Raw genomic sequence first — 23,268 nt, 5'->3', positions numbered from 1 at the left:
CCCGGCGTATCCCCGCACAAGGGGCGATCTTCGCGAATCGGGGTACACGGCTCCTCTGCGAGTCCCCCACGAGAGGTGAGCCGGAATGAAGGCGGCGGTGTGGCACGGCAAGCGCGACGTACGGGTGGACGAGGTGCCCGACCCGGTCATCCAGGAGCCCACGGACGCGGTGATCCGCGTGACCTCCACCGGCCTGTGCGGCTCCGACCTGCACGTCTACGAGGTGCTGTCCCCGTTCATGACCTCGGGCGACATCCTCGGCCACGAGGCCCTCGGCGTCGTCGAGGAGACCGGGCGCGACGTCACCGGGCTACGGCCCGGGGACCGCGTCGTCGTCCCGTTCGGCATCGCCTGCGGCACGTGCTGGATGTGCCGCGAAGGGCTCCAGAGCCAGTGCGAGACGACCCAGGTCACCGAGCACGGCTCGGGCGCCGCCCTCTTCGGCCACACCAGGCTGTACGGCGCCGTGCCCGGCGCGCAGGCCGAGTACCTGCGCGTCCCGCAGGCCCAGTACGGGCCCATCACGGTCCCCGCCGACGTGCCCGACGACCGCTACCTCTACCTCTCCGACGTCCTGCCGACCGCCTGGCAGGCCGTCCGCTACGCCGACATCCCGCCGGGCGGCAGCGTCGCGGTCCTCGGCCTCGGCCCCATCGGCGAGATGTGCTGCCGCATCGCCCAGCACCAGGGCGCCGGCCAGGTGATCGGCATCGACCTCGTTCCCGAACGCCTCGCCCGCGTCATGGCACGCGGCATCGAGGCCATGGACCTCACCCAGCACTCGGACGTCGCCCAGTCCGTGCGCGAGCGCACCGTCCGCGGCCCCGACGCCGTCATCGACGCGGTCGGCATGGAGGCGCACGGCAGCGGCGCGGGCCGCATGGCGCAGGCGCTCCCCGGCCTGCTGCCCGACCGGATGGCGGAGCGACTGGCGGGCAAGGCCGGGGTGGACCGGATGGCCGCCATCCACCTCGCCATCGACATGGTCAGGCGCGGCGGCACGATCTCGCTGAGCGGCGTCTACAGCGGGATGGCCGACCCGATGCCGCTGCTGCGCCTGTTCGACAAGCAGATCCAGCTCCGCATGGGCCAGGCCAACGTCAAGCGCTGGGTCCCCGAGATCCTGCCGCTGCTCGGCGACGACGACCCGCTCGGCGTGGACGACTTCGCCACCCACCACATGCCGCTCGACGACGCCACCTACGCCTACGAGCTGTTCCAGCACAAGGACGCCGCGAAGGTCGTCCTGCGGCCCTGACGCGCACCCGCGGCGGTGTGTGAGCAACGGCACGCGGCGCCCGCCGCCCTTGTGCCGCACGGAGTGACGGCGGCGGCGCCCGTCCCGGGGTGATCTTGGTCTTCCGGGCGCGGGCGCCGCTCTGCCATGGTGGGGACCGCTCCCGGCGGTGCGACGGCGCCCGGACCCGGAAGCCGTCCCGCCCCCTCCAGGTGCCCCCTGATGTCTCTCCTCGTCCCGGCCCGCCTGCGCGCCCCGCGCCCCGGCGGCGACCGCAACCCGTGGCGTTGTCTGCGACACCCCAGCATGCGCTGGTGGTCGATCGCCAACCTCTTCTCGAACCTCGGCACGTGGATGCAGCTCACCGTGCAGAACCTCCTGGTCCTGCACATCACCGGCTCCGCCGCCATGACCGGCCTCTCGCTGGCCGTCCAGGCGGGCCCAGGGCTGCTCCTCGGCCTCGTCGGCGGCGCCGCCGTGGACGCCTGGCCCCGCAAGCTGACGGCCGCCGTCAGCCAGGCGGCGCTCGGCCTCGTCGCGTTCACGACCGCCGCCATGGTCGCGCTCGGCACGCTGAACGTGCCCACGCTGCTGCTGCTGTCCGCCGTCACCGGCGTCATCGCCACCGTGGACGGCCCGGCCTGCTCCCTGCTCGGGAACGACCTGGTGCCCCGCAAGGACGTGCCCTCGGCCATCGCGCTCGGCTCCGCCGTGCACAGCGTCGGCCGCCTCGCGGGCACGGCCATGGCCGGTGCCGTCGTGGCGCTGGCGGGGACGGCCGCCGCGTTCGTCGCGAACGGCCTGTCGTTCCTCTTCGTCGCCTCGGTGATCCCCTTCCTGCGCCTCGCAGAACGGGACGACGCGCCCGCGCCCGCCGCAGGGCCCGCCCCCGCCGCGAAGGCCCCGGCGCCGCGCATCAGCGCCGACCCGCGCGAAGGGCTGCGCTACTTCCTGGGCCGCCCCCGGCTGGTCGCGCTGGCCGCCGTCACCGCCCTGAGCGCCGTCTTCGGCCGCAACTACGGCCTGACGCTCGCCGTCCTGGTCACGGGCCCGCTCGCGGGCGGCGCCGGGTCCTTCGGCACCGTCGCGACGGTGCTGGCCGTCGGCGGCATCGTCGGCGCCCTGGCCGCCGGAGTGCTCCAGCGGCCCTCCGTCCGCCTGGTCGCCGTCATGGCCGCCACCGGCGCCGTCCTCCAGATCGCGGCGGGGCTGTCCCCGTCCCTCGGCCTGCTGATCCTGCTGGTGCTGCCGATGGCCGCCGTCGAGTCACTGTCCGACACGGCGGGCGCGACCGTCCTCCAGACCGACCCGCCCGAGCACATGCGGGGCCGCGTCCTGGGCGTGTGGCGCAGCCTGAGCACCGGCTGGAGCCTCGTCGGGCCGCCCGCCATCGGCGTGCTCATGGAGGTCATGGGCCCCCGGGCCGCCCTGGTGCTCGGCGGCGTGGTCATCGCCGGTGTGTCCGGCGCGGGACTGCTCCTCCAGGCCCGCCGCACCCCCACCACCGCCCCGGCCGCCCCCGCCCCGGCGCAGGCCCCCGCGACGGCACGCGCCGCCGAACTGACACCGGTCGCCTGACACCCGCCCGCGCGGACCCCCGGCCCTCCCGGATCTCGAAGTCCCTCGCAAGCCCCCTGGCCGGGATGTCGCGACGACCACCAGAACGGAGGTCAAGGAAGCGGAGGCGCCTCGTCGTTCACCCGGGAGTGCACGACGGAGTCCCGCCATGCGCCACGCACCTGGACGTGGTGCCGGATACGCCCCTCCTCCTCCATGCCCGCGCCGAGGAGCACCGCGCGCGACGAAGCGTTGTCCGGCGCGCGTGCCGCCCATATCCGATGGAGCTCCAGCGGGCCGAAGCCGAACGCGACCAGTGCGGAGACCAGTTCGCGGCCGTAGCCGCGTCCCCAGCGGTCCGGACGGAGAGCGAACCCGATCTCCCCGGCGCTCTGCCCACCGAGCGCGAGCCGCGCGAACCCGACGAGCGGCCCGTCCGGGCCACGTTCGCAGACGGCGAGTGCGTACTCGGTGCGGGGCTGCGCGGTGGCGGACACCATCGACCGGGCCACGATGAGCCCGACCTGCTCCCGCGTGCGCGGCTCGAACGACAGATACCGCGTCGCCTCCGCGCTCCCGTAGATCGCCAGCAGGGCACCGACATCGTCCACGCCCACCTCGCGCAGTGTCAGGTGGGCGCCGCACTGGGTCACCGGGTACATGCCCGGTGACCCTACCGTCACGCGGGGGAGTGCGCGGCCCACCGCAGCGTCCCGCGCAGGGGTCATGACAGGTGCTCGGCCGGGCTCCGGCCCACGACGCCGGTCCGTTTCAGCGGGCCGGTCAGCCGTTCCAGGTGTCCAGCAGTTCGCCGACCGCGGGTGTTCCCCGGTGGGGCTGGAGCGCGCTGAACGTGTTCCTGAGCATGTCGTCGGTCCGGGGCGACGCGGTCTGGGCAGCCAGTTCGGCGGCCCGACGGGCGGACGCCACCGCCCCATCGATCTCGCCGGTCCCCACGCGTGCGTCCGCCAACCAGCAGTGCAGCAGCGACATCTCGCGGGCGTGTGTGTCGTCGTAGGGGGCCGTCAGCTCCTCGAACACGGCGGCGGCACGGTCATGCCGCCCCAGGGCCGACCAGACACGGCCACTCATGATCATGGACTCGTCACGGTTGATCCAGTACACGGTGTCGGGTTCGTCGTCCGAGGCGTCGTCCCGGCGGTCGTGTGCCTCCTGCGCCGTTCCGATCGCTCGGGCAGCCCCCTCCAGGTCCCCGGTGCGCGCGCATGCCCACGCGAGCCGGTCCGCCAGGACGACCCGCACCGCCGGGATGGCGTGCCGAGCGTTCGCCAGCGAGGCGCGGGCCATCGCGACGCCCTCACCGGGGTGAGCTGACGAGGCGGTCAGGTAGGACAGCTCGGAGAGCGCCGTCGCACCCAGAGTGCGGTCGCCAGCCCGGTTGGCGGCGTTCGCCGCCGCGAGCGCGAGCCCTCGTGCACGCTCGCCGTGCCCGGCGTCGAACGCCGTCCACGCGGTGAACTGGTACAGCTCGCCCAGTGTGGTGAGAAGTTGCTGTCCCACTGCCTGGGTGTAAGTGCCCGAGGACGCCATACCGGCGAGAGCGCCGATCTCCCGGATGGCCAGCGGGTAGACCGCGGCGCCGCCGCTGTAGTCGTCGAGTCGGCGCAGATCGGCCAGACGCGCCCTGGCACGGTCCACATCGGAACGGCCCAGGCGACGTCCCCCGGCCGTCGCGGGTGAGCTGATCGCGACCCCGGCGACAGCGCTGGCTCCGATGAACTGGCGGCGGTCCACAGGCATCTCCTCGATCTCGATCTCATGGATACCCGCGAGCTGTGCGGTCTGACCACGGTAACCGTTCAGGGAGATACCGAGCACCTGCTCCAGATGAGGGCGCCATGAGCTAGGGCATCGGCGCCCTTTCTCCCACCGGTAGACCTGGTTTCGGCCGGGGCCGTCCGTGGGGGCGCGACCTGCGGCGATGGCCAGCCGAGTTGACAGCCCCTCCTGAGTCAGGCCGCGCGCACGGCGCGCGTCCCGGATGCGGTCTGCGTCGGTCACGGCTTCCCTCAGGTAGTGCTGGACGACAAGTGGACGACAGTGGCCGACAGTCTGGCATCTCGTACCGCTCCGCATCGAGGAGTTGACTGGTTGTCACCCCCTATCGAGGTTGGTGAGACTGTGACCGGAACTCCTCTCCTTCATACATTCCCCGCTTGGGTACCGATCGACCGCCGGGTTCGCATAAGGCCGTTGGGTGAGGACTTCGATGCGGTGCGTGTGCCGACCTTCCAGGGGTTGTACGTGTTGCCGCGTCTCGCGTTGACGGGGTTGTCGGGGCCGGTGGTGGAGGATCCGGTGCAGCGGGTGTTGCACTGGCTGGTTCCGGTCGGTGCGGCGAACGGGCGGTGGTGGCCTTGCGGTGTGGTGCCGTTGGGGCGTGGGCACGTGCTCGCGATCCCGCCGGTCGATCGTGTCCATGGCCTGTGGGACGGGGACGCCGGCCTGCGCCCCGCCGTGACCCGAACCCGCACATCACCGTCATCACCGGCCTGGAAGGGCCGCTGCCCCGGCCCGTCTGGCGGGGGACACCGGCCACGGATGCCGAGGCGACTTCCGCGCCTTCTGCCGCCGAGGCCGGGCCGGGGGAGACGCCGGACGGGGGTGAGGGGTCGTGATTGCGGACGTGCGCTGCATGTACTGCGGTGCGACCGCTGGCGAGTTGGTGACCGTCGCTGAGATCCCGACAGGGGACGGGACCGGCCGCTGGACGTCGTACGCCTGCCGCCCTTGCCGGATCGGTGGGCGCCTCGTGCCGTTCCTCGCGCACCCGTCCGGGTCCCGTGGTGGCCTGCACTACTGGCCCGCTGCTGTTCCCTACGAACTGGTCGCGCGGCTCGCGGATCTGGGTGACGCGCCCCAGCTGCGGCCCATCACGGACCGGCTGTTCCCCGCTGTTGCGGCCTCCGCGTCGCGTGTGGTGGCGGGCCGGGATCGTGGCGCCGCGACCTCAGCCGTGCACGCCGCCGTCATGGAGCTACGGAAGGCGGCCGTGACCGACACCGACGACCGCCGGGAACCCGTGCACCTGTTCACCTCGCGTCTCTTCCCGGGCGGCGGCGGGGACGACGACACGACGGCAGCCGCGGAGTGGACGCGGAGCACACTCGACGCCCACGGCCTGTCCGCCGCGTGGCCCGTCGCGGACGCCATGATCACGGCCGGACGGACCCGACGCCCCTGGTGGCTGAGCCTGCGCGCCGACGAGGACGCCGTAGCCATCCAGATCCACCGCTCACGGGCCCACCGCACGCCAAGGCTGCCCGACCCGATCCCCGGCCTGGCGAACGGCGTCCGCCACGCGTACAGCGTCACCCCGGTGATGGACGGCCTGTGCATGTGGGCCAGCGTCGCCCTGTCCACCGCGCCCCCGCCGAGCCGGGACGAGGTGCTGGACACCCTCGCCGCCGCGAGCGGCGAACGGACGCGGCTGCCGTTCGCACCGTTCTGACCCCTGACCGCGCGTGACCCCACTGGCACACGCGGGCAGGCTGCCCGGCCGCCTCCGCCCGCACCGGCGGCGGCCGGGCACCCAACGACCACCACGAGCAGCGAGGAGTGGTACACAATGGGTAAGGCAAAGCCGCCGAAGGCCCCGAAGCCCAAGGCGCAGTGCGGGACATGCAGCGGCAAGGGGTACGTCCTGGTGGCTCGGCGGTCCACTGTCGAGCCGGGCGTGCCCACGGAGTACGAGGAGCGGTCCTGCGGCTCCTGCGGAGGGACGGGATGGATCAGCCAGTAGGCCCGCCGGACGACTGCCCGGGGCCGCACCAGCAGTGCCAGGCATGCACGGGCAGGCGCACCGAGGTCCGGGAGACGCTGTACGTCCCCGTGGCCGGCCCGGCCATGGGCGTACCGGCGCCGCACCGCTGTTGGCACTGCAAAGGCCGCGGCTACCTGTGCCGCGCGCCCGAGGACCGCTGCACACCTCCACACGAGTAGCAGGACGACGACGGCCCCCCGGCCTTCCGGGCCGGGGGGCTGTCGTGGCGTGCCACCGTTCACGGAAGGGGTGGCGGCGCCGTCAGTCGAAGAGCGCCTTCTGCACGTCGCTCGGCCGCTCGAAGGTGTCGCCCTTCAGCGTCTCCATGCGCTGCACGAGGCCCTGGTCGGCGTGGTTCTGCTTCGCCTGCTCGGCCAGGTCCGACCTGTCGGCCGGATAGCTGATGCCCTTGAGCGCCTTCTGCACCTCGATCGGATTCGGTTTGCCCATGCTCGGCCTCCTTCTCGATTCCGTGCGGTCCATCCGCTCTTGTCCGTCATGCGTGATTGGTCTGTTCCGTGTGCGTCTTCCGCGTACCCGACGGCTCGGCGCACCAATCAGGCCGCGCGCGGCGCGGGCGGGCCGACCAGCTCGGCCAGCACGTCCTCCATGGTCACGAAGCCCAGCAGCCGCCCGTTCCCGCCGATCACCGCGGCCAGGTGAGTCACCGTGCCGCGCATCGCCGTCAGCGCGTCGTCCAGCGGCGTGTCCAGCCTGACCCGCACCACCGGGTGCAGCGCCGTGCGCGGGAAGGGGCGGTCGCGCTCGGTCCGCTCCAGCGTGTCCTTCACATGCAGGAACCCCATGACCTGGTCGCCAGGACCGGTGACGGGGAAGCGCGAGTAGCCCGACTCGGCCGACGTCCGCTCAAGCCGCCGCGGCGTGACCCGGTGGTCCACCGTCACCATGCGCGCCAGCGGCACCATGACCTCGGCCACCGCGCGGCTGCCGAGGGCCAGCGCGTCCCGCAGCCGCTCGCCCTCGTCGGGCGGCAGCAGCCCCGCGTCCGACGAATCGCGCACCAGCCGGGCCAGCTCCTCGTCCGTGAAGACGGACGCCACCTCGTCCCGCGTCTCCACGCGCAGCAGGCGCAGCACGGCGTTGGCCAGCGCGTTGATCCCGAAGATGACGGGCCGCAGCGCCCGCGTCAGCGCCACGAGCGGGGGAGCGAGCAGCAGCACGGTCCGCTCCGGCGCGGCCAGCGCGACGTTCTTCGGCACCATCTCGCCGAACAGCATGTGCGCGTACGTCGCGATCAGCAGGGCGACGGCGAAGGCGACCGTGTGGCCGAGCGAGACCGGCACGCCCACGGCGTCGAAGGCGGGCTCCAGCAGGTGCGCGATCGCCGGTTCCGCCACGGCGCCGAGCACCAGCGAGGAGACGGTGACGCCGAGCTGCGCCGCCGCGAGCATCTGCGACAGGTGCCGCAGGGCCCACAGGACGGTGCGCGCCCGCCGTTCGCCCCGCTCGGCGCGCGGCTCGATCTGGTCGCGGCGCACGGAGATGAGGGAGAACTCGGCGCCGACGAAGAACGCGTTCGTGACCAGCGTCAGCACGCCGATCGCCAGGTGCACGGTGTTCATCCGGCGGCCTCCGCCTCCCCGCCCGCCTCATCCGGCTCCCGGCGCCCGTCCGGCCGGGTCCGAGGCGCCCTGATCAGCACGCGGTCCGCGCGGTGCCGCGACACGACCAGCACGTCCAGCCGCCAGCCGTCCACCTCCACCGCGTCGCCCTCCTCGGGGATGCGCTCCAGACGGGCGGCGATCAGCCCGGCGACCGTCTCGTACGGGCCCTCGGGCACCCGGAGGCCGACGCCCGCCAGCTGGTCCACGCGGACCCGGCCCTCCGCTTCCCAGCCGCCCGCGCCGACGGGCGCCAGGTCGGGGTCCTCGTCCGGGTCGTGCTCGTCGCGGACCTCGCCGACGACCTCCTCGACGATGTCCTCCAACGTGACGACCCCGGCCGTCCCGCCGTACTCGTCCACGACCACCGCCATCGACCGCGTGCCCCGCAGCCGCTCCAGCAGCCGGTCCACCGGCAGCGTGTCCGGCACGAGCGGCGGCTCCGTCCACAGCCGGGAGACCGGCGTGTCGGCCCGCACACCGTCGTCGAGCGCCAGGACGTCCTTGATGTGCACGAGGCCCACGATGTCGTCGAGACCGTCGTCGTAGACCGGGAAGCGGGACAGGCCGGTCGCCAGCGTGAGGTTCGCCGCGTCGGCCGCGGTCGCCGTGGCGGCGAGCGCGTGCACGTCCACCCGGGGCGTCATCACGTTCTCCGCCGTCAGGTCGCCGAGGTGCAGGGTACGGACGAACAGCTCGGCCGAGTCCGGCGGCAGCACGCCCTCGGCCGCCGAGTGCCGGGCGAGCGCCACCAGCTCCTGCGGCGTGCGGGCCGAGGCCAGCTCCTCCGTCGGTTCGAGCCCGAAGAGCCGCACCAACCGGTTCGCCGTGTTGTTCAGATGCCGGATGAAGGGCCCGAACGCGTGCGTGAACGCCCGCTGCGGCCCGGCGACGGCCCGCGCGATCCGCAGGGGGCTGGAGATCGCCCAGTTCTTCGGCACCAGCTCGCCCACCACCATCAGGACGACCGTGGACAGCGTGATGCCCAGCGCCACCGCCAGCGTGGACGCCAGGCCGTCAGGCAGCCCCAGCGACTCCAGCGGGCCGTGCAGCAGCGCCGCCAGCGACGGCTCCGCCAGCATGCCGATGACCAGCGACGTCACCGTGATGCCCAGCTGCGCGCCCGACAGCTGGAGCGTCAGCGCCCGCACGGCCCGCAGCGCGCCCGACGCGCCCTTCTGTCCCTCGGCCTCCGCACGCTCCAGCTCACCGCGTTCCACCGTGGTGAGCGAGAACTCCGCCGCGACGAACACCGAACACGCCAGCGTCAGTGCCAGCGCGACCACGACGAGCACGATCTCGGTCAGCATCTCGCCCCCTCTCCGTCCGTCCCTGGCCGGGACCGGCCACCTGTTCCCGCGATCCATCCCGGCGGCGCACATTGTCGGCGCGCACGGCCACCGGCGCGCGGACGCCGTGCGGGACGGCGGCGCGCCGGTACCCGAATGCATCTACCCGGGCCACCCGCCGCCATGGCGGCCCGCCCCCGGCGGCACCGCCCGTTAGCCCCGCCCGGCCCCGGGTACTCGCCGCCGATGACGTCACGCACCGACCCCTACGTGGCCGCGGAACCGGCGGCGGACCGCGAATTCCTCCGGGTCACCCTCGCCTCGGGCCGCACGGTGCGCTTCTCCTGCACCGTGCCGCTCCCCGGCGTCCTGCGGATACGCCTGGTCAGCCCGACCGGCGCCGACCCCGGCCCCCGGGGCGCGTCCCCCGCGCTCATGGACCTGCCGCACCGCCCGGCGCTGCTGCGCCGGGTCCCCGGCGGCACCGAGATCACGGGTCCGGGCGTCCAGGCGCTGTGGGACGAGGGCACGACCGGCGAGCTGCCGTCCCAGCAGGCCGCGCCGCAGGGGCTGCGCTTCGGCCCGTTCGCGCGGTTCTCCGAGCACGAGGGCGCGACCGTGCCCTTCCACGCCGGGCACCTGGCCGCCGCGCCCGGCCGCCCGGCGGGCTGGGTCGAGACGGTGCACCTGGCGCCCGACGCGGCCGTCTACGGCGGCGGCGAGAGCTACCAGGGCATCAACCTGCGCGGACGCCGCCGCAGCCTGCGCAACATCGAGGAGGACCGCGCGGCCGGGCGTGACTCCGCGTACCTCAACATCCCGTTCCTGTGGTCGGACGCGGGCTGGGGTCTGTTCGCCAACACCGGCGGGCCCGTCGCCGCCGACCTCGGCGCCACCCACTCCGAGGCCGCCCGCATCGAGGTGCGCGGCGACGAACTCGACCTCTTCCTCCTCACCGGCGACGCCCCCACCCTCCTCGACCGCTACCTCACCCTGACCGGCCACTCGGTGGACATGCCCGAGTGGGCGTACGGCGTGTGGATGAGCAGGTCCTCCTACTTCACGGCCGACGAGGTCGTGCGGACCGTGGAGGAGCTGGAGGCGGCCGACTGCCCGGTGGACGTGGTGCACGTGGACGAGTGGCTGGACGAGAACGTCCTCACCGCCGCCGCCTGGACCGCACCGGCCGACCGCGCGCGCTTCCCCGCGGGCTGGACCCGTCCCCTCACCGAGCGGGGCGTCCGCACCAGCCTGTGGATCAACCCCTACGTCCAGCGCGGCACGCCCCTGGCCGACGAGGTGGAGCGGCGCGGCTTCCTCGTCCACGACATCCACGGCCGCCCCGCCGCCACCGCCGACAACCCCGACTCGCTGCCGGTGGACTTCACCAACCCCGACGCGCACGCCTGGTGGGTCGGACGCCTCGCTGCCGTCCTGCGCGAGGAGGGCAACTCCGCCGTCCTCGCGGACTTCGGCGAGGAGATCCCCGACGAGGCCGTCTTCGCCGACGGCACCCGCGGCACCGAGCGCCGCAACAGCTACGGCCTCCTCTACCAGCGCGCCGTCCGCGAGGCCGGGCTGCGCGCCAGGGGCGGCGACTTCGTGCCCGTCGCCCGCTCCGGCACGGCGGGCTCCCAGCGCGACGCCGCACACTGGGCCGGTGACCTGCCCTCCACCTGGAGCGGCCTCGTCTCGACGCTGCGCGCCGTGCTGTCCATGTCGCTCAGCGGCTGCTCGGCCGTCAGCCACGACGCGGGCGGCTTCTGGACGCCCGCCGCCTACGAGCGCGCGGCGGTGCTGCGTGAACACATGACGCCCGACGGCGTGTTCGCCGACGTCGATCCCGAGCTGTACGGGCGCTGGGCCCAACTCGCCGCGTTCACGCCCCTCATGCGCTTCCACGGCGTAGGACGCCGCGAGCCGACGGCCTATCCGGAGCCCGCGCGTTCGGCCGCCATCGCCGCCTGCCGCCTACGGCAGCGCATGCGCCGCTACCTGGCGGCCTCGGCCGACGGCCTGCCGCTGATGCGCGCCATGCCGCTCGCCTACCCGGGCGACCGCGCCGCGCGCGACGCCGACCTCCAGTACCTGCTGGGGCCCGACATCCTCGTCGCGCCGCTCCTGGAGCCGGGCGGACGCAGCACGCTGTGGGTGCCGGAGGGGGAGTGGCTGCCGCTGCTCGGCTGCGCGCCGCAGCGCGGGCCCGGCTGGCGTGAGATCCACTGCGAACCGGGCGAGTACCCCGCCTTCGTGCGGGCGGAGCGCGGGCTGGACGGCGTGCTCACCCCGGCCTGACGGCGGCGGCGTTCAGCCGTCCCAGCCGGTCATGATCTCGCGGCCGTGCGGGACGGCGAGGTCGAGCAGGCCGGGGAAGAGGGCGTCGAGGTCGTCGCGCCGCAGCCGGTTGAGCCGCCGGGTGCCCTCATCCCGCTGGTGTATGACGCCCGCCTCCCGCAGCACCTTGAAGTGGCCGCTCTGGGTGGACTTGCTGACCGGCAGCGAGAACGTCGCGCACGCCAGCTCGCCGCCGGGTCCCGCGTCGGCGAGGCGGGCGGTGATGGCGAGCCGTACCGGATCGCTCAGGGCGGCGAGCACGGTCGTGAACCGCAGCTGGTCACGGCCTGGATGGACGAGCGGGGTCGCGGTGCGGCTGGCCATGGCGGCGAGCCTAGCAGAGCATGTTCGACTTTCTCGAACATCTGTTATGTTCGTCCAGGCCGAACATCGGAGTGTGGAGGAGTCGCATGTCCACCGAACGCCCCGCCGTCACGCGGCGGCACCCCGCCCCAGCCGCCGCCGTCCCCGGCGGGCCGCCCGCGCCCGGCGGCCGATGGCGGTTCAGGGGCGCCGCGTACACCCTCCTCGTCCTCCTCGTCGGCACCAACGTCCCCACCCCGCTCTACCGCGGCTACCAGGAGAGCTTCGGCTTCTCCGCCCTCGTCGTCACGCTGGTCTTCGCCGTCTACGCGGCCGTCCTCATCCCCTCCCTCCTGTCGGCAGGGCCCCTCACCGACCTGCTCGGCCGCCGCGCGCTGCTGCTCGGGGCCGTCACGCTGGCCGCCCTCGGATCGCTTGCCTTCGCGCTGGCCACGGGCCCCGGCTGGCTGTTCGCCGCCCGCGCGCTCCAGGGCATCGCCCTCGGCGCCGCCTCAGGACCGCTCACCGCCGCGCTGACCGAACTCGAACCGGCCGGCGACCACCGCCGCGCCGCCTTCGTCTCCACCGTGATCTCCGTCGGCGGCCTCGGCCTCGGCCCGCTCCTCGGCGGGCTGCTCGCCGAGTACGCCCCCGCGCCCGGCGTCCTGCCGTTCGCCGTGGAGATCGCCCTGCTGGTCCCGGCGGCCGTCGCGGTCGCCGCCCTGCCGACCGCCGCCCGGGGCGCGCGGCGGCGGCCCAGGCGGCCCGGCGTCCCCGCCGGGATGCGGCCCGTCCTCGTCTCCAGCGGAGCGGCCAGCTTCCTCGCGTTCGCCGTGACCGGCCTGTTCCTCACCCTCGTGCCGACGTACGTCACCACGCTCGCCGACAGCCGCAACCTGCTCCTGGCGGGCGCGTCCGTGGGCCTCCTGCTGCTGTGCTCCGCGCTCGCCCAGCTCGCCGGACACGGCAGGAGCGCCAGGCGCCTCGAACTGACGGGCCTGCCCCTCCTCGCGACCGGCCTCGTCCTGCTCGCGCTCGCCGGGGGCCTGTCCTCCCTCGCGCTGCTGCTCACCGCGACCGCCGTCGGCGGCGTCGGGCAGGGCCTCACGTTCCTCGGCGGCCTCACCGCCGTCAACCAGGCCGCGCCGCCCGACCGGCGTGCCGAGGCGCTGTCCACGTTCTACGTGATCCTCTACCTGGGCGTCAGCGTGCCCGTCGTCGGCGTCGGGTTCCTCGCCACCGTCGTGGGGCTCCTCACCGCCGTCCAGTGCTTCGCCGCCGTGACGGCGGCGCTGTGCGTGGCGGTGCTGCTGGTCCTCGCGCGGGGCCACCGGCGCGCGTGACGCCGCGCGCCCCCGCCGCCGGTGCCTCCGGGGCGGCGACGGGGGGCGCGGGCCACGCGGTCGCGGGTCAGGTGGCGAGCGCCGCCAGCTCCGTGCCCGCGAGCAGGAACGCGCCGACCCCGAAGTCGGCCGTCGTGCCGTAGTTCACCGGCTGGCTGGACTCCGGCCGGTCACCGACGTTCTGCACGTAGCCGAGGAAGCCGTCCGGGTGCACGGCGGTCGCGACCATCCCGTTCCACGCCCGCGCCGCCACCGGCAGGTACGTCGCCGCGTCCACGAGACCGGTGGCGGCGGCGTAGGCCGTCCCGTACGCGAAGAACGCCGTGCCGCTCGTCTCGGGGCCCGGCAGGTGCGCGGCGTCGGCCAGGTTCACGTTCCAGAAGCCGTCGGCCCGCTGTATCGGCCGCAGCGCGCGGACCAGTTGCGCCAGCGTGTCGCGGTACTCCTGGACGTGCGCGGCGTTCGCGGGCATCGTCTTCAGCGTCTTGACGTGCCCCGCCGCGACCCAGCCGTTCCCCCGCGACCACAGCACGGGACGGCCGCTCGGCGAGAGGATGCCGCCCGGCAGGAACCGGTCGTCCCGGTACCACAGGCCGCCCTGCGACGGCGCGTACAGCCCGGGGCCGCCCTGGACGCGCTTGGTGTGGTTGTACAGGCCGTACAGCTTCTCCCAGAAGCGCGTGTCGTTCCTGAGGCGCCCGATCCTGGCGAAGGGCGGCATGGCCATGTGCAGCGCGTCGTCCCACCACCAGTCGTCGTTCTTCTGCGGGCGATCGGTGTAGACCATGCGCCGGAGCGAATCCTCGATGGCGGCGATCTTGGCCGGTTCCGGCTCGATCTCGTACAGGTCCAGATAGGTCTGGCCCGCGTTGTGGTTGTCGGCGTGACGCGTCGTCACGCCCGCGTTCAGGCCGTAACCGTGCCGCTCGGCCCAGCCGCGCGCGTAGTCGAGGTAGCGGCGCTCGCCGGTGAGGCGGTGGACGGCCGTCAGGCCGCTGAAGAACGTCGCGCGCGCCCAGCGGTTGTCGCCCGGGTTGCCGTGCGCGCCGATCCAGTGGTCGGTGACGCGCCGCAGCACGGACACGATCGCCGCGCGGGACGGCAGCGTGGGGGAGGGCGGCGCGGCGTGGGCGGGTGCCGCCGCGACGAGCGGCACGGCGGGCGTGGCCGCGACGAGCGCGGCGGTGGCGAGGAGCTGTCGCCTGTCCATGGGACCAACCTCTCCGTCGGTGGGGGCTCCCATCGTCAAGGTCTAGACCTGACGTGTCCACGTCCTGAACACGGGCCGCCGAGATCCGGAACGCGTTCACCAGGCTGAACGCCGTATGCGTCAATCGCCTTACGGTTCCGGTCCGTTCAGCTCCTTGACACGAAACGGGGTCGCAACAACACTCCTGGCGATGGCGTGAGAGAGCGCTCTCTCCTGTGTTCACCCGCTTCCGCCCCCACCCAGGAGATCCCATGACATCCCTGTTCGCGCGCCCACCGGGCCGCTACCGACCGAGCTGGCAACGCTCCCGCGCCGCCATGCTCTGGGCCGTCCTGCTGGTCGCCGCCGGGCTGCTCGTCGCCCCCGCCCAGCGCGCCGAGGCCGCCCCGACGCTCCTTTCGCAGAACAAGGCCGTCACGGCCTCCTCCACCGAGAACGCGGGCACCCCCGCCTCGGCGGCCGTGGACGGCGCCACCGGTACCCGCTGGGCCAGCGCCTTCAGCGACCCCCAGTGGATCCAGGTCGATCTCGGCAGCTCGGCCACGCTCACCCAGGTCGTCCTCAACTGGGAGGCCGCGTACGCCAGCGCCTACCGCGTCGAGACCTCGGCCAACGGCACCACCTGGAACACCGTGTACTCGACGACCGCGGGCAACGGCGGCATCGACACCCTCAGCGTCAGCGGCACCGCCCGCTACGTCCGTGTCTACGGCACGCAGCGCGCCACCCCGTGGGGCTACTCGCTGTGGGAGTTCCAGGTCTACGGCGAGATCGGCGGCGGCGGCCCCTCGGTGCCCCCGACCGACCCGGCCAACCCGAACCTGGGCCCGAACGTCCTGGTGTACGACCAGTCCACCCCGACCGGCACCATCCAGAGCCGGATCAACACGATCTACAACCAGCAGCACACCAACCAGTTCGGTGAGCAGCGCTACGCCGTGCTGTTCAAGCCGGGCAACTACAACCTCGACATCCCGCTGGGCTTCTACACCCAGATCGCGGGCCTCGGCCGCAACCCGGACGACGTCAACATCAACGGGCACGTCCGCGTCGAGGCCGACTGGCTCCAGCAGGGCGACAACCCCGACAACCTCGGGAACGCCACGCAGAACTTCTGGCGCGGCGTGGAGAACTTCTCCGTCACCCTGCCGCCGAACCAGATCGAGCGCTGGGCCGTCTCGCAGGCCGCCCCGTACCGCCGCATGCACCTGCGCGGCATCGGCACGCAGCTGTGGAACGGCGGCGACGGCTGGGCGAGCGGCGGCCTGTTCGCCGACACCAAGATCGATGGCTTCGTCGAGTCGGGCTCGCAGCAGCAGTGGCTGACCCGCAACAGCGAACTGGGCGCCTGGAGCGGCTCGGTGTGGAACATGGTGTTCGTCGGTTCGACCGGCACCCCGCCGCAGAACTTCCCGAACCCCTCGCACACGGTCGTCGGCCAGACTCCGGTCGTCCGTGAGAAGCCGTTCCTCTACGTGGACGGCTCGGGCAACTACAACGTCTTCGTGCCCGCGGTCCGCCGCAACGCGGTCGGCACCAGCTGGGCGAACGGCAACGCGCCCGGCTCGTCCGTCTCGCTCGCCGACTTCTACATCGTCCACCCGGGCAGCTCGACCGCGACGATCAACGCCGCGCTCCAGCAGGGCAAGCACCTCCTGTTCACGCCCGGTATCCACCACCTGTCGGAGACCATCCGCGTCACCAACCCGAACACCGTCGTCCTCGGCCTCGGCCTCGCCACCCTGATCCCGGACACCGGGGCGACCGCCATCTCGGTCGCCGACGTGGACGGCGTGAAGGTCGCCGGTCTGTTCATCGACGCCGGTCCGAACAACTCGCCCAACCTCATGGAGGTCGGCCCGCCCGGATCCTCGGCCGACCACTCCGCCAACCCGACCTCGCTGCACGACGTGTACTTCCGCATCGGCGGCGCGCACGTGGGCCGGGCGACGACCAGCCTCACCGTCAACAGCGACGACGTGATCGGCGACCACCTGTGGCTGTGGCGCGGTGACCACGGCGCGGGCATCGGCTGGAACCAGAACACGGCCGACCAGGGCCTGATCGTGAACGGCGACGACGTCACGATGTACGGCCTGTTCGTCGAGCACTACCAGAAGTACCAGACCATCTGGAACGGCGAACGCGGCCGGACGTACTTCTACCAGAACGAGATGCCCTACGACCCGCCCAACCAGGCCGCCTGGATGAACGGTTCCTCGCCGGGCTACGCGGCCTACAAGGTCGCCGACTCGGTCAACACCCATGAGGCGTGGGGCGTCGGCAGCTACTGCTACTTCAACGTCAACCCGTCCGTCACCGCGGCACGCAGCTTCGAAGTGCCGAACAAACCGGGCGTGCGGCTCCACGGACTCGTGTCCGTCTCGCTCGGCGGCGTCGGCACGATCAACCGCGTGATCAACGACACCGGAGGAACGGCCAACCTGGCGAACCAGATCCAGTACGTCGCCAACTACCCGTAAGTCCCCCCGGTGCCGTCGGCACCGTCCTGACCCGGCCGGAACGCGGCGATCAGCCGCTCGGCCGCCAGCGTCGCGGTGAGTGCGCCGTCCCGGACCTGCTGCTCAAGCAGCGGTGCGAGGCGGCGCACTTCCGGGTCACGGCGCAGGCTGGTGAGCAGATGGTCGGTCACCATCGCCCACGTCCACTCGACCTGCTGGTCACGGCGCTTGGCCGCCAGCCGTCCCGTCGCCTCCAGCGTGGCGCGGTGGGCCTGGAGACGCTCCCACACCTCGCCGAGCCCGGCGCCCTCCCGGGCGCTGCACGTGAGGACCGGCGGCGTCCAGGACGCGTCGGCCGGGCCCATCAGCCGCAGGGCGCCCGCCAGTTCACGGGCGGCGCGGCGCGCGTCCCGCTCGTGCGGGCCGTCCGCCTTGTTGACGGCGACGACGTCCGCCAGCTCCAGGACGCCCTTCTTGATGCCCTGCAACTGGTCCCCGGTACGCGCCAGCGTCAGCAGCAGGAACGAATCGACCATCCCGGCCACCGCCGTCTCCGACTGGCCGACCCCGACCGTCTCGACCAGCACGACGTCGTACCCGGCCGCCTCCATGACCACGACCGTCTCGCGCGTCGCCCGCGCCACGCCGCCCAGCGTCCCGGCCGACGGCGAGGGCCGCACGAACGCCGCCGGATCGACGGCCAGCCGCTCCATGCGCGTCTTGTCCCCGAGGATCGAGCCGCCCGTACGGGTGGACGACGGATCGACCGCGAGCACCGCGACCCGGTGCCCGTCCGCCGTCAGCAGCGAGCCGAGCGCGTCGATGAACGTGGACTTCCCGACGCCGGGCACCCCGCTGATCCCCACCCGCCGCGCCCGCCCCGCGTGTGGGAGCAGCGCCAGCAGCAGCCGCTGCGCGAGCCGCCTGTGGTCCTCGCGCCGCGACTCGACCAGGGTGATCGCCCGCGCGACCTGGGCCCGTGATCCGGCGAGCACGCCCTCGGCCAGCGCGTCCGTGTCGATCGGCCGCCGCGTCACGCCGCCCCCCGGCTCACAGGTCGAGGCCGAGATCCGCGGCCAGCTCCGTCAGCAGCGCGTACGCCGCCTCCGGGATGACCGTGCCCGGCGGGAACACGGCCGCGGCGCCCGCCGCCCGCAGCGCCGCCACGTCCTGCGGCGGGATCACCCCGCCGACGACGACGGTGATGTCCTCCCGCCCCGCCAGGGCCAGTTCCTCCCGCAGCGCCGGGACGAGCGTCAGGTGCCCCGCGGCCAGCGACGAGACGCCCACGACGTGCACGTCCGCCTCGACGGCCTGGCGCGCGACCTCGGCCGGGGTCTGGAACAGCGGGCCCACGTCCACGTCGAACCCGAGGTCGGCGAAGGCGGTGGCGATCACCTTCTGCCCCCGGTCGTGCCCGTCCTGCCCCATCTTGGCGACGAGGATGCGCGGCCTGCGCCCCTCGGCCTCCGCGAACGCGGCGACCAGCGCGCGCGTCCGCTCCACACCCGGCGAGCCGCCGGCCTCCTCGCGGTACACACCGGAGAGCGTACGGACGCGGCCCGCGTGCCGCCCGAAGACCTTCTCCAGCGCGTCCGAGATCTCGCCGACGGTGGCCTGGGCGCGCGCCGCCGCCACGGCCCCCTCCAGCAGGTTGCCCCGGCCGGACGCCGCCGCCTCGGTCAGCCGGTCCAGCGCCGCGCGGCAGGCGGCTCCGTCCCGCTCGGCGCGCAGCCGCCGCAGCTTCGCGAGCTGGCTGGCGCGCACCGCCGAGTTGTCCACCGACCTGACCTCGACGGGCTCGTCGCTCGCCGCCCTGAAGAGGTTGACGCCGATCACCGGCTGCCGTCCCGAGTCGATACGTGCCTGCGTACGGGCCGCCGCCTCCTCCACGCGCAGCTTCGGGAGCCCCGCGTCGATCGCCTCGGCCATGCCGCCCGCCGCCTCCACCTCCTCGATGTGCCGCCAGGCGCGGCGCGCCAGGTCGTGGGTCAGCCGCTCGACGTACGCGCTGCCGCCCCACGGGTCGATGACGCGCGTGGTCCCCGACTCCTGCTGGAGGAACAGCTGCGTGTTGCGGGCGATGCGTGCGGAGAAGTCGGTGGGCAGCGCCAGGGCCTCGTCCAGCGCGTTGGTGTGGAGCGACTGGGTGTGGCCCTGCGTGGCGGCCATGGCCTCGACGCAGGTGCGCGTCACGTTGTTGAACACGTCCTGCGCCGTCAGGGACCAGCCGGAGGTCTGCGCGTGGGTGCGCAGGCTCAGGGACTTCGGGTTCTCGGGGCCGAGGCGCGACACCAGCCGCGCCCACAGCAGCCGCGCCGCGCGGAGTTTCGCGATCTCCATGAAGAAATTCATGCCGATCGCCCAGAAGAACGACAGGCGCGGCGCGAACGCGTCCACGGCGAGGCCCGCCTCCCGCCCGGCGCGCAGATACTCCACGCCGTCCGCGAGCGTGTAGGCCAGTTCCAGATCGGCCGTCGCACCGGCCTCCTGGATGTGATAGCCGGAAATGGAGATGGAGTTGTAGCGCGGCATGCGTGCCGACGTGAAGGCGAAGATGTCGGAGATGATCCGCATCGACGGGCGCGGCGGATAGATGTAGGTGTTGCGGACCATGAATTCCTTCAGAATGTCGTTCTGAATGGTCCCGGCCAGCTTCTCCGGCGGCACGCCCTGTTCCTCCGCCGCGACGATGTACAGCGCCAGGACGGGCAGCACCGCGCCGTTCATCGTCATCGACACGCTCATCCGGTCGAGCGGGATGCCGTCGAACAGCTGCCGCATGTCGAGGATCGAGTCGATCGCCACGCCCGCCATCCCGACGTCGCCCGTGACGCGCGGGTGGTCGCTGTCGTACCCCCGGTGCGTGGGAAGGTCGAAGGCGACGGACAGCCCCTTCTGCCCGGCCGCCAGGTTGCGGCGGTAGAACGCGTTGGACTCCTCGGCCGTCGAGAACCCCGCGTACTGCCGCACGGTCCACGGCTGGTTCACGTACATCGTCGGGTACGGGCCGCGCAGGTAGGGCGCAATCCCCGGGTAGCCGCCCAGGAAGTCGAGGCCCGCCAGGTCGTCGGCCGTGTAGAGCGGCTTGACGGGGATGCCCTCCGGCGTCTCCCACACCAGCTCGTCCACGCTGCGGCCGGTCGTCTCGGCGACCGCGGCGCGCCAGCGCTCGCGTGCTCCCGCGGCCTCGTCGTGCGGCGCGGGGCCGAGGGGGACGTCCGAGAAGTCGGGGATCGGCGCCATCGTCACGCACCCCCCGCCGCGTCGAGCACGGACGCCAGGAAGGTGACCACGTCGGCGCCCGCGAACACGAACCCGTCCACCCCCGCCGCGCGCAGCTCCGGCTCCCGTTCCCCCGGCCGCCCGGCCAGCAGCACCCGCCGCGCACCCGCCGCCCGCAGCGCGGCGGCCACCGCGACCGCCCGCTCCCCGTACAGCGCGTCGCTCCCGCACAGGCACGCCACCGCCGCGCCGCTCGCGGCGAACGCCGCGCCCGCCGACTCCTCGTCCACCGACACCGGCTCGTGCACCGGCGCGAGCCCCGCCGCCTGGAACACGTTCGCGGCGAACGTCGCCCGCGCCGTGTGCGTCGCGGCCGGTCCGAGCGCTGCCAGGAACACGCGGGGCCGCGCGCCCGTCGCCGCCTCGTGCGCGTCCGCGCGGGCCCGCAGCGCCTCGTACGCCTCGTCCCGCCGCACGCGCGGCAGCCCGCCGCCAGGTCCTGGCGGCGCCTTCGGCCGCACCACCGGTTTCTCCGTGACGTCCGCGAACTCGCTGACGCCCGTGACGGGTTCCGCGCGCGTCGCCAGCAGCCGCGAGCGCCGCTCCCACTCCGCCCCGATCCGGTCGGCGACCAGCCCCGACCGCAGCGCCTCCGCCTGCCCCCCGGCCCGCTCCAGCTCCTGGAACCACGCCCACGCCGCACGCGCCAGGTCGTCCGTCAGCCGCTCCACGTACCAGGAGCCGCCCGCCGGGTCCACGACCCGCGCCAGATGCGACTCCGAGACCAGCACCGAGGAGGTGTTCCGCGCGATCCGGCGGGCGAACGCGTCCGGCAGCCCCAGCGCCTCGTCGTACGGCAGCACCGTCACCGACTCCGCGCCGCCCACGGCCGCGCCCAGCGCCGCGACCGTCGTGCGCAGCATGTTCACCCACGGGTCGCGGCGCGTCATCATCACGCGGGACGTCACCGCGTGCTGCCGCTGCGCCCCCGCCGCCGCGCCCGCCCCCGACACCTCCGCGACGCGCGCCCACAGCCGCCGCGCCGCGCGCAGCTTCGCGACCGTCAGGAACTGGTCGGCGCTCGCCGCGTAGCGGAACTCAAGCTGCCCGAGCGCCGCGTCCACCGGCAGCCCGCCGCCGGTTAGCGCCCGCAGGTAGGCCACGCCGGTGGCCAGCGCGCAGCCCAACTCCTGCGCGTCCGAGCCGCCCGCCTCGTGATAGGGGAGCGCGTCCACCGTCATGGCCCGCATGCCTGGCAGCTCACGGTGCGCGCGGACGGCCAGCTCCACCGCCGCCCGCAGCTCGTCCGCCAGCCCCGCGGCGTCCCCCGTACGCGCCAGCAGGCCCAGCGGGTCGGCGCCGAGACCGCCGCGCAGCGCCGCGGGGGCGACGCCGCGTTCCTCCGCCAGCCGCAGCAGCAGCCGCGCGGCCGGTCCGACGTCCCGCCCCGGCTCCAGCACCACGGGCGCCAGGTCGAGGAGCACGCCGTCGAGCGCGGCGGGCAGCCCGTCGAGCGGCAGCCCGCCCTCGCCGAGCACCAGCCACAGCGACGTGGCGCCGCCCTCCAGGTCGGCGAGCACCGCCGCGTTGGTCCGGCCGGGGTCGGGGTCGGCGTGCCGCTGCCGCACGTCCCAGCCGCCGACCGTGCCGCCCGGCCCGGCACCCCGGACGAACGGCGCCGCGCCCGGGTAACCGGTCGCGTCCGGCGGGGCGTCCTCGGCCGTGTACAGGGGCCGCGCCACGACGCCGTCCGCCAGGTGAGTCGTGAACGCGTCCTCGACGGCTGCGCCACCGCCGTCCGCCGGGACCTCCCGGCCCGCCTTCCGCAGCACACCCGCGACCAGGGCCCGCCACTCGTCCCTCCCCGCAGGAGGGAAACCGGCGGCCAGGGGCAGGATCTCGTCGGACGCACTGCGGACCTCGGACATGGACGCTCCTCACCGGCTGCACTGCCTGCTGCCCCTACTGTCCCCCACCCATACGCCATACATACGCATCGCCCCCGTGACATCGGCTTAGGTGAAGCGGTGATATCGCGGCCTTCGTCAACCTCAGCGGCATTAGATCATTGCTCTTTGAGATGATTCCGAAGCGCGTGGTGTTACTGTGAGTTCTCCGTGTTCATGCCATAACTCTGGGGGTACTGCATGTACGTGATGGATCAGCTGGCACCGCTGTGCCGATTCATGATATATGCCGCGGAGTTCGTTCTCGCCACGTTCTGAGTCCCTGGCCTCATTCGTCGTCGTGATGTCGAATTCACACTTTCCCCGTCGGGCGAATGGCAGGGTGATTGTGTGCCCCGGCAGTTCGCCTGTGGAGGGCAGGAAAGCGGCAGGCGACGGTCAGGTGCTCAAGCTGCTGGTCCTGCACGGGACGGGCGGATGTCGGGAGAAAAGCGCTCGCCGTCCACGCGGCGCGTCTCCTCCAGGGCACCTGTCCCGGCGGACGCCTCTAAGCGAGCATGCGTGGTCACCACGGGCAGCCCCCGGTCGAGCCGATCGACGCCCTCGGCATCCTGCTGCGGACGGTCGGACACGAAGGCGGGCTGCCCAACCGCCTCGATGAGGGCGCGGCGCCGTGGCGCTCGTACACGGCGCACCACGCGGCCCTCGTTGTGATCGACGACACCCCCGTCATGCCGTCCGTTCCCCGTCCGGCGGGTGCGGCCGAGGCGCCTACCTGGACGGATCTCAACCGCGGCGATCCCGTGGCCGCCGCCGAGCACACCCGGACCTCTCGGCCTCCTTGTCCACGCTCTTAGCCGCCCCTTCCACTCCTGGGGGATGTGGGAGGTGGCGGCGGAGTTGGAGGAGGTCAGGGCGGTCCAGGCGATCGCCGAGATCGGAGGCGGCGGCGGGCCACTGGCGGGCCGCCAGGGGACTCTACGAGGGGCTCGGCC

The 23,268-nt window shown here is 73.5% G+C and carries 16 protein-coding genes; 6 read left to right on the top strand and 10 right to left on the bottom strand.

Going from position 1 to position 23,268, the window contains the following annotated elements:
• Positions 1-85 precede the first annotated feature (85 nt).
• Both IF27_RS17260 and IF27_RS17255 read left to right on the top strand, forming a co-directional pair.
• Positions 86-1,258 carry an alcohol dehydrogenase catalytic domain-containing protein gene (locus tag IF27_RS17260; protein WP_052850480.1) on the top strand — a complete coding sequence of 391 codons (1,173 nt, stop codon included), beginning with the start codon at positions 86-88 and terminating at the stop codon, positions 1,256-1,258.
• Positions 1,259-1,459: 201 nt separating this feature from the next.
• Complete coding sequence (locus IF27_RS17255) at positions 1,460-2,815, top strand: MFS transporter (protein ID WP_052850479.1); 1,356 nt, start codon at positions 1,460-1,462, stop codon at positions 2,813-2,815.
• Positions 2,816-2,907: 92 nt separating this feature from the next.
• Here the strand turns inward: IF27_RS17255 and IF27_RS17250 are convergent, their stop codons facing one another.
• Positions 2,908-3,456 carry a GNAT family N-acetyltransferase gene (locus IF27_RS17250; RefSeq protein WP_052850478.1) on the bottom strand — a complete coding sequence of 183 codons (549 nt, stop codon included), beginning with the start codon at positions 3,454-3,456 and terminating at the stop codon, positions 2,908-2,910.
• 121 nt (positions 3,457-3,577) lie between these two features.
• Positions 3,578-4,633, bottom strand: a complete 1,056-nt coding sequence (locus tag IF27_RS17245; RefSeq protein ID WP_052850477.1) for an NsdA family TPR-like regulatory protein — start codon at positions 4,631-4,633, stop codon at positions 3,578-3,580.
• Between the two features lie 796 nt (positions 4,634-5,429).
• Here IF27_RS17245 and IF27_RS17240 point away from each other — a divergent pair.
• Positions 5,430-6,266 (top strand): hypothetical protein, encoded by an 837-nt coding sequence (locus tag IF27_RS17240; protein WP_190233000.1) that lies wholly within the window; start codon positions 5,430-5,432, stop codon positions 6,264-6,266.
• A 573-nt stretch (positions 6,267-6,839) separates the two neighbouring features.
• On the opposite strand, the gene IF27_RS17235 is transcribed toward IF27_RS17240, so the two are convergent.
• The 3 genes from IF27_RS17235 to IF27_RS17225 all read right to left on the bottom strand — a co-directional run bounded on the left by IF27_RS17235 (position 6,840) and on the right by IF27_RS17225 (position 9,507).
• A complete protein-coding gene (locus tag IF27_RS17235; RefSeq protein ID WP_052850475.1) occupies positions 6,840-7,028 on the bottom strand; it encodes a DUF2795 domain-containing protein in 189 nt (62 codons plus the stop codon).
• A gap of 107 nt (positions 7,029-7,135) precedes the next feature.
• The gene (locus IF27_RS17230; protein WP_052850474.1) at positions 7,136-8,161 is read right to left on the bottom strand and encodes a hemolysin family protein; all 1,026 of its coding nucleotides are present in this window, start codon (positions 8,159-8,161) and stop codon (positions 7,136-7,138) included.
• The gene (locus IF27_RS17225; protein WP_110946009.1) at positions 8,158-9,507 is read right to left on the bottom strand and encodes a hemolysin family protein; all 1,350 of its coding nucleotides are present in this window, start codon (positions 9,505-9,507) and stop codon (positions 8,158-8,160) included. The genes IF27_RS17230 and IF27_RS17225 overlap by 4 nt, the downstream gene beginning before the upstream one ends.
• Before the next feature lie 228 nt (positions 9,508-9,735).
• Between IF27_RS17225 and IF27_RS17220 the strand changes: the two genes are divergently transcribed.
• On the top strand, positions 9,736-11,784 hold the full coding sequence (locus IF27_RS17220; protein WP_052850473.1) for a glycoside hydrolase family 31 protein: 2,049 nt from the start codon (positions 9,736-9,738) through the stop codon (positions 11,782-11,784).
• Positions 11,785-11,796: 12 nt separating this feature from the next.
• Here the strand turns inward: IF27_RS17220 and IF27_RS17215 are convergent, their stop codons facing one another.
• Positions 11,797-12,147, bottom strand: a complete 351-nt coding sequence (locus tag IF27_RS17215) for an ArsR/SmtB family transcription factor (RefSeq protein ID WP_052850472.1) — start codon at positions 12,145-12,147, stop codon at positions 11,797-11,799.
• An 86-nt stretch (positions 12,148-12,233) separates the two neighbouring features.
• Between IF27_RS17215 and IF27_RS17210 the strand changes: the two genes are divergently transcribed.
• Complete coding sequence (locus tag IF27_RS17210; RefSeq protein WP_052850471.1) at positions 12,234-13,469, top strand: MFS transporter; 1,236 nt, start codon at positions 12,234-12,236, stop codon at positions 13,467-13,469.
• Between the two features lie 67 nt (positions 13,470-13,536).
• Here IF27_RS17210 and IF27_RS17205 read toward each other — a convergent pair whose 3' ends face one another.
• On the bottom strand, positions 13,537-14,679 hold the full coding sequence (locus IF27_RS17205; RefSeq protein WP_052850470.1) for a glycoside hydrolase family 88 protein: 1,143 nt from the start codon (positions 14,677-14,679) through the stop codon (positions 13,537-13,539).
• Between the two features lie 251 nt (positions 14,680-14,930).
• On the opposite strand from IF27_RS17205, the gene IF27_RS17200 reads away from it, so the two are divergent.
• On the top strand, positions 14,931-17,162 hold the full coding sequence (locus IF27_RS17200; protein WP_052850469.1) for a discoidin domain-containing protein: 2,232 nt from the start codon (positions 14,931-14,933) through the stop codon (positions 17,160-17,162).
• Here the strand turns inward: IF27_RS17200 and meaB are convergent.
• From meaB to IF27_RS17185, 3 genes are read right to left on the bottom strand one after another with little or no spacing between them, the layout of a single operon-like run.
• Positions 17,153-18,178 (bottom strand): methylmalonyl Co-A mutase-associated GTPase MeaB, encoded by a 1,026-nt coding sequence (meaB, locus tag IF27_RS17195; RefSeq protein ID WP_223291084.1) that lies wholly within the window; start codon positions 18,176-18,178, stop codon positions 17,153-17,155. The two genes, IF27_RS17200 and meaB, sit on opposite strands and share 10 nt — an antisense overlap.
• Positions 18,179-18,191: 13 nt before the next feature.
• The gene (gene scpA / locus IF27_RS17190) at positions 18,192-20,387 is read right to left on the bottom strand and encodes a methylmalonyl-CoA mutase (protein WP_052850468.1); all 2,196 of its coding nucleotides are present in this window, start codon (positions 20,385-20,387) and stop codon (positions 18,192-18,194) included.
• A 2-nt stretch (positions 20,388-20,389) separates the two neighbouring features.
• Complete coding sequence (locus IF27_RS17185) at positions 20,390-22,294, bottom strand: methylmalonyl-CoA mutase subunit beta (RefSeq protein WP_052850467.1); 1,905 nt, start codon at positions 22,292-22,294, stop codon at positions 20,390-20,392.
• Between the last annotated feature and the right edge of the window lie 974 nt (positions 22,295-23,268).

The sequence above is a fragment of the Streptomyces avicenniae genome, from assembly GCF_000719135.1.
GTDB lineage: Bacteria > Actinomycetota > Actinomycetes > Streptomycetales > Streptomycetaceae > Streptomyces > Streptomyces avicenniae.
This window is presented reverse-complemented; position numbering and strand designations above follow the sequence as displayed.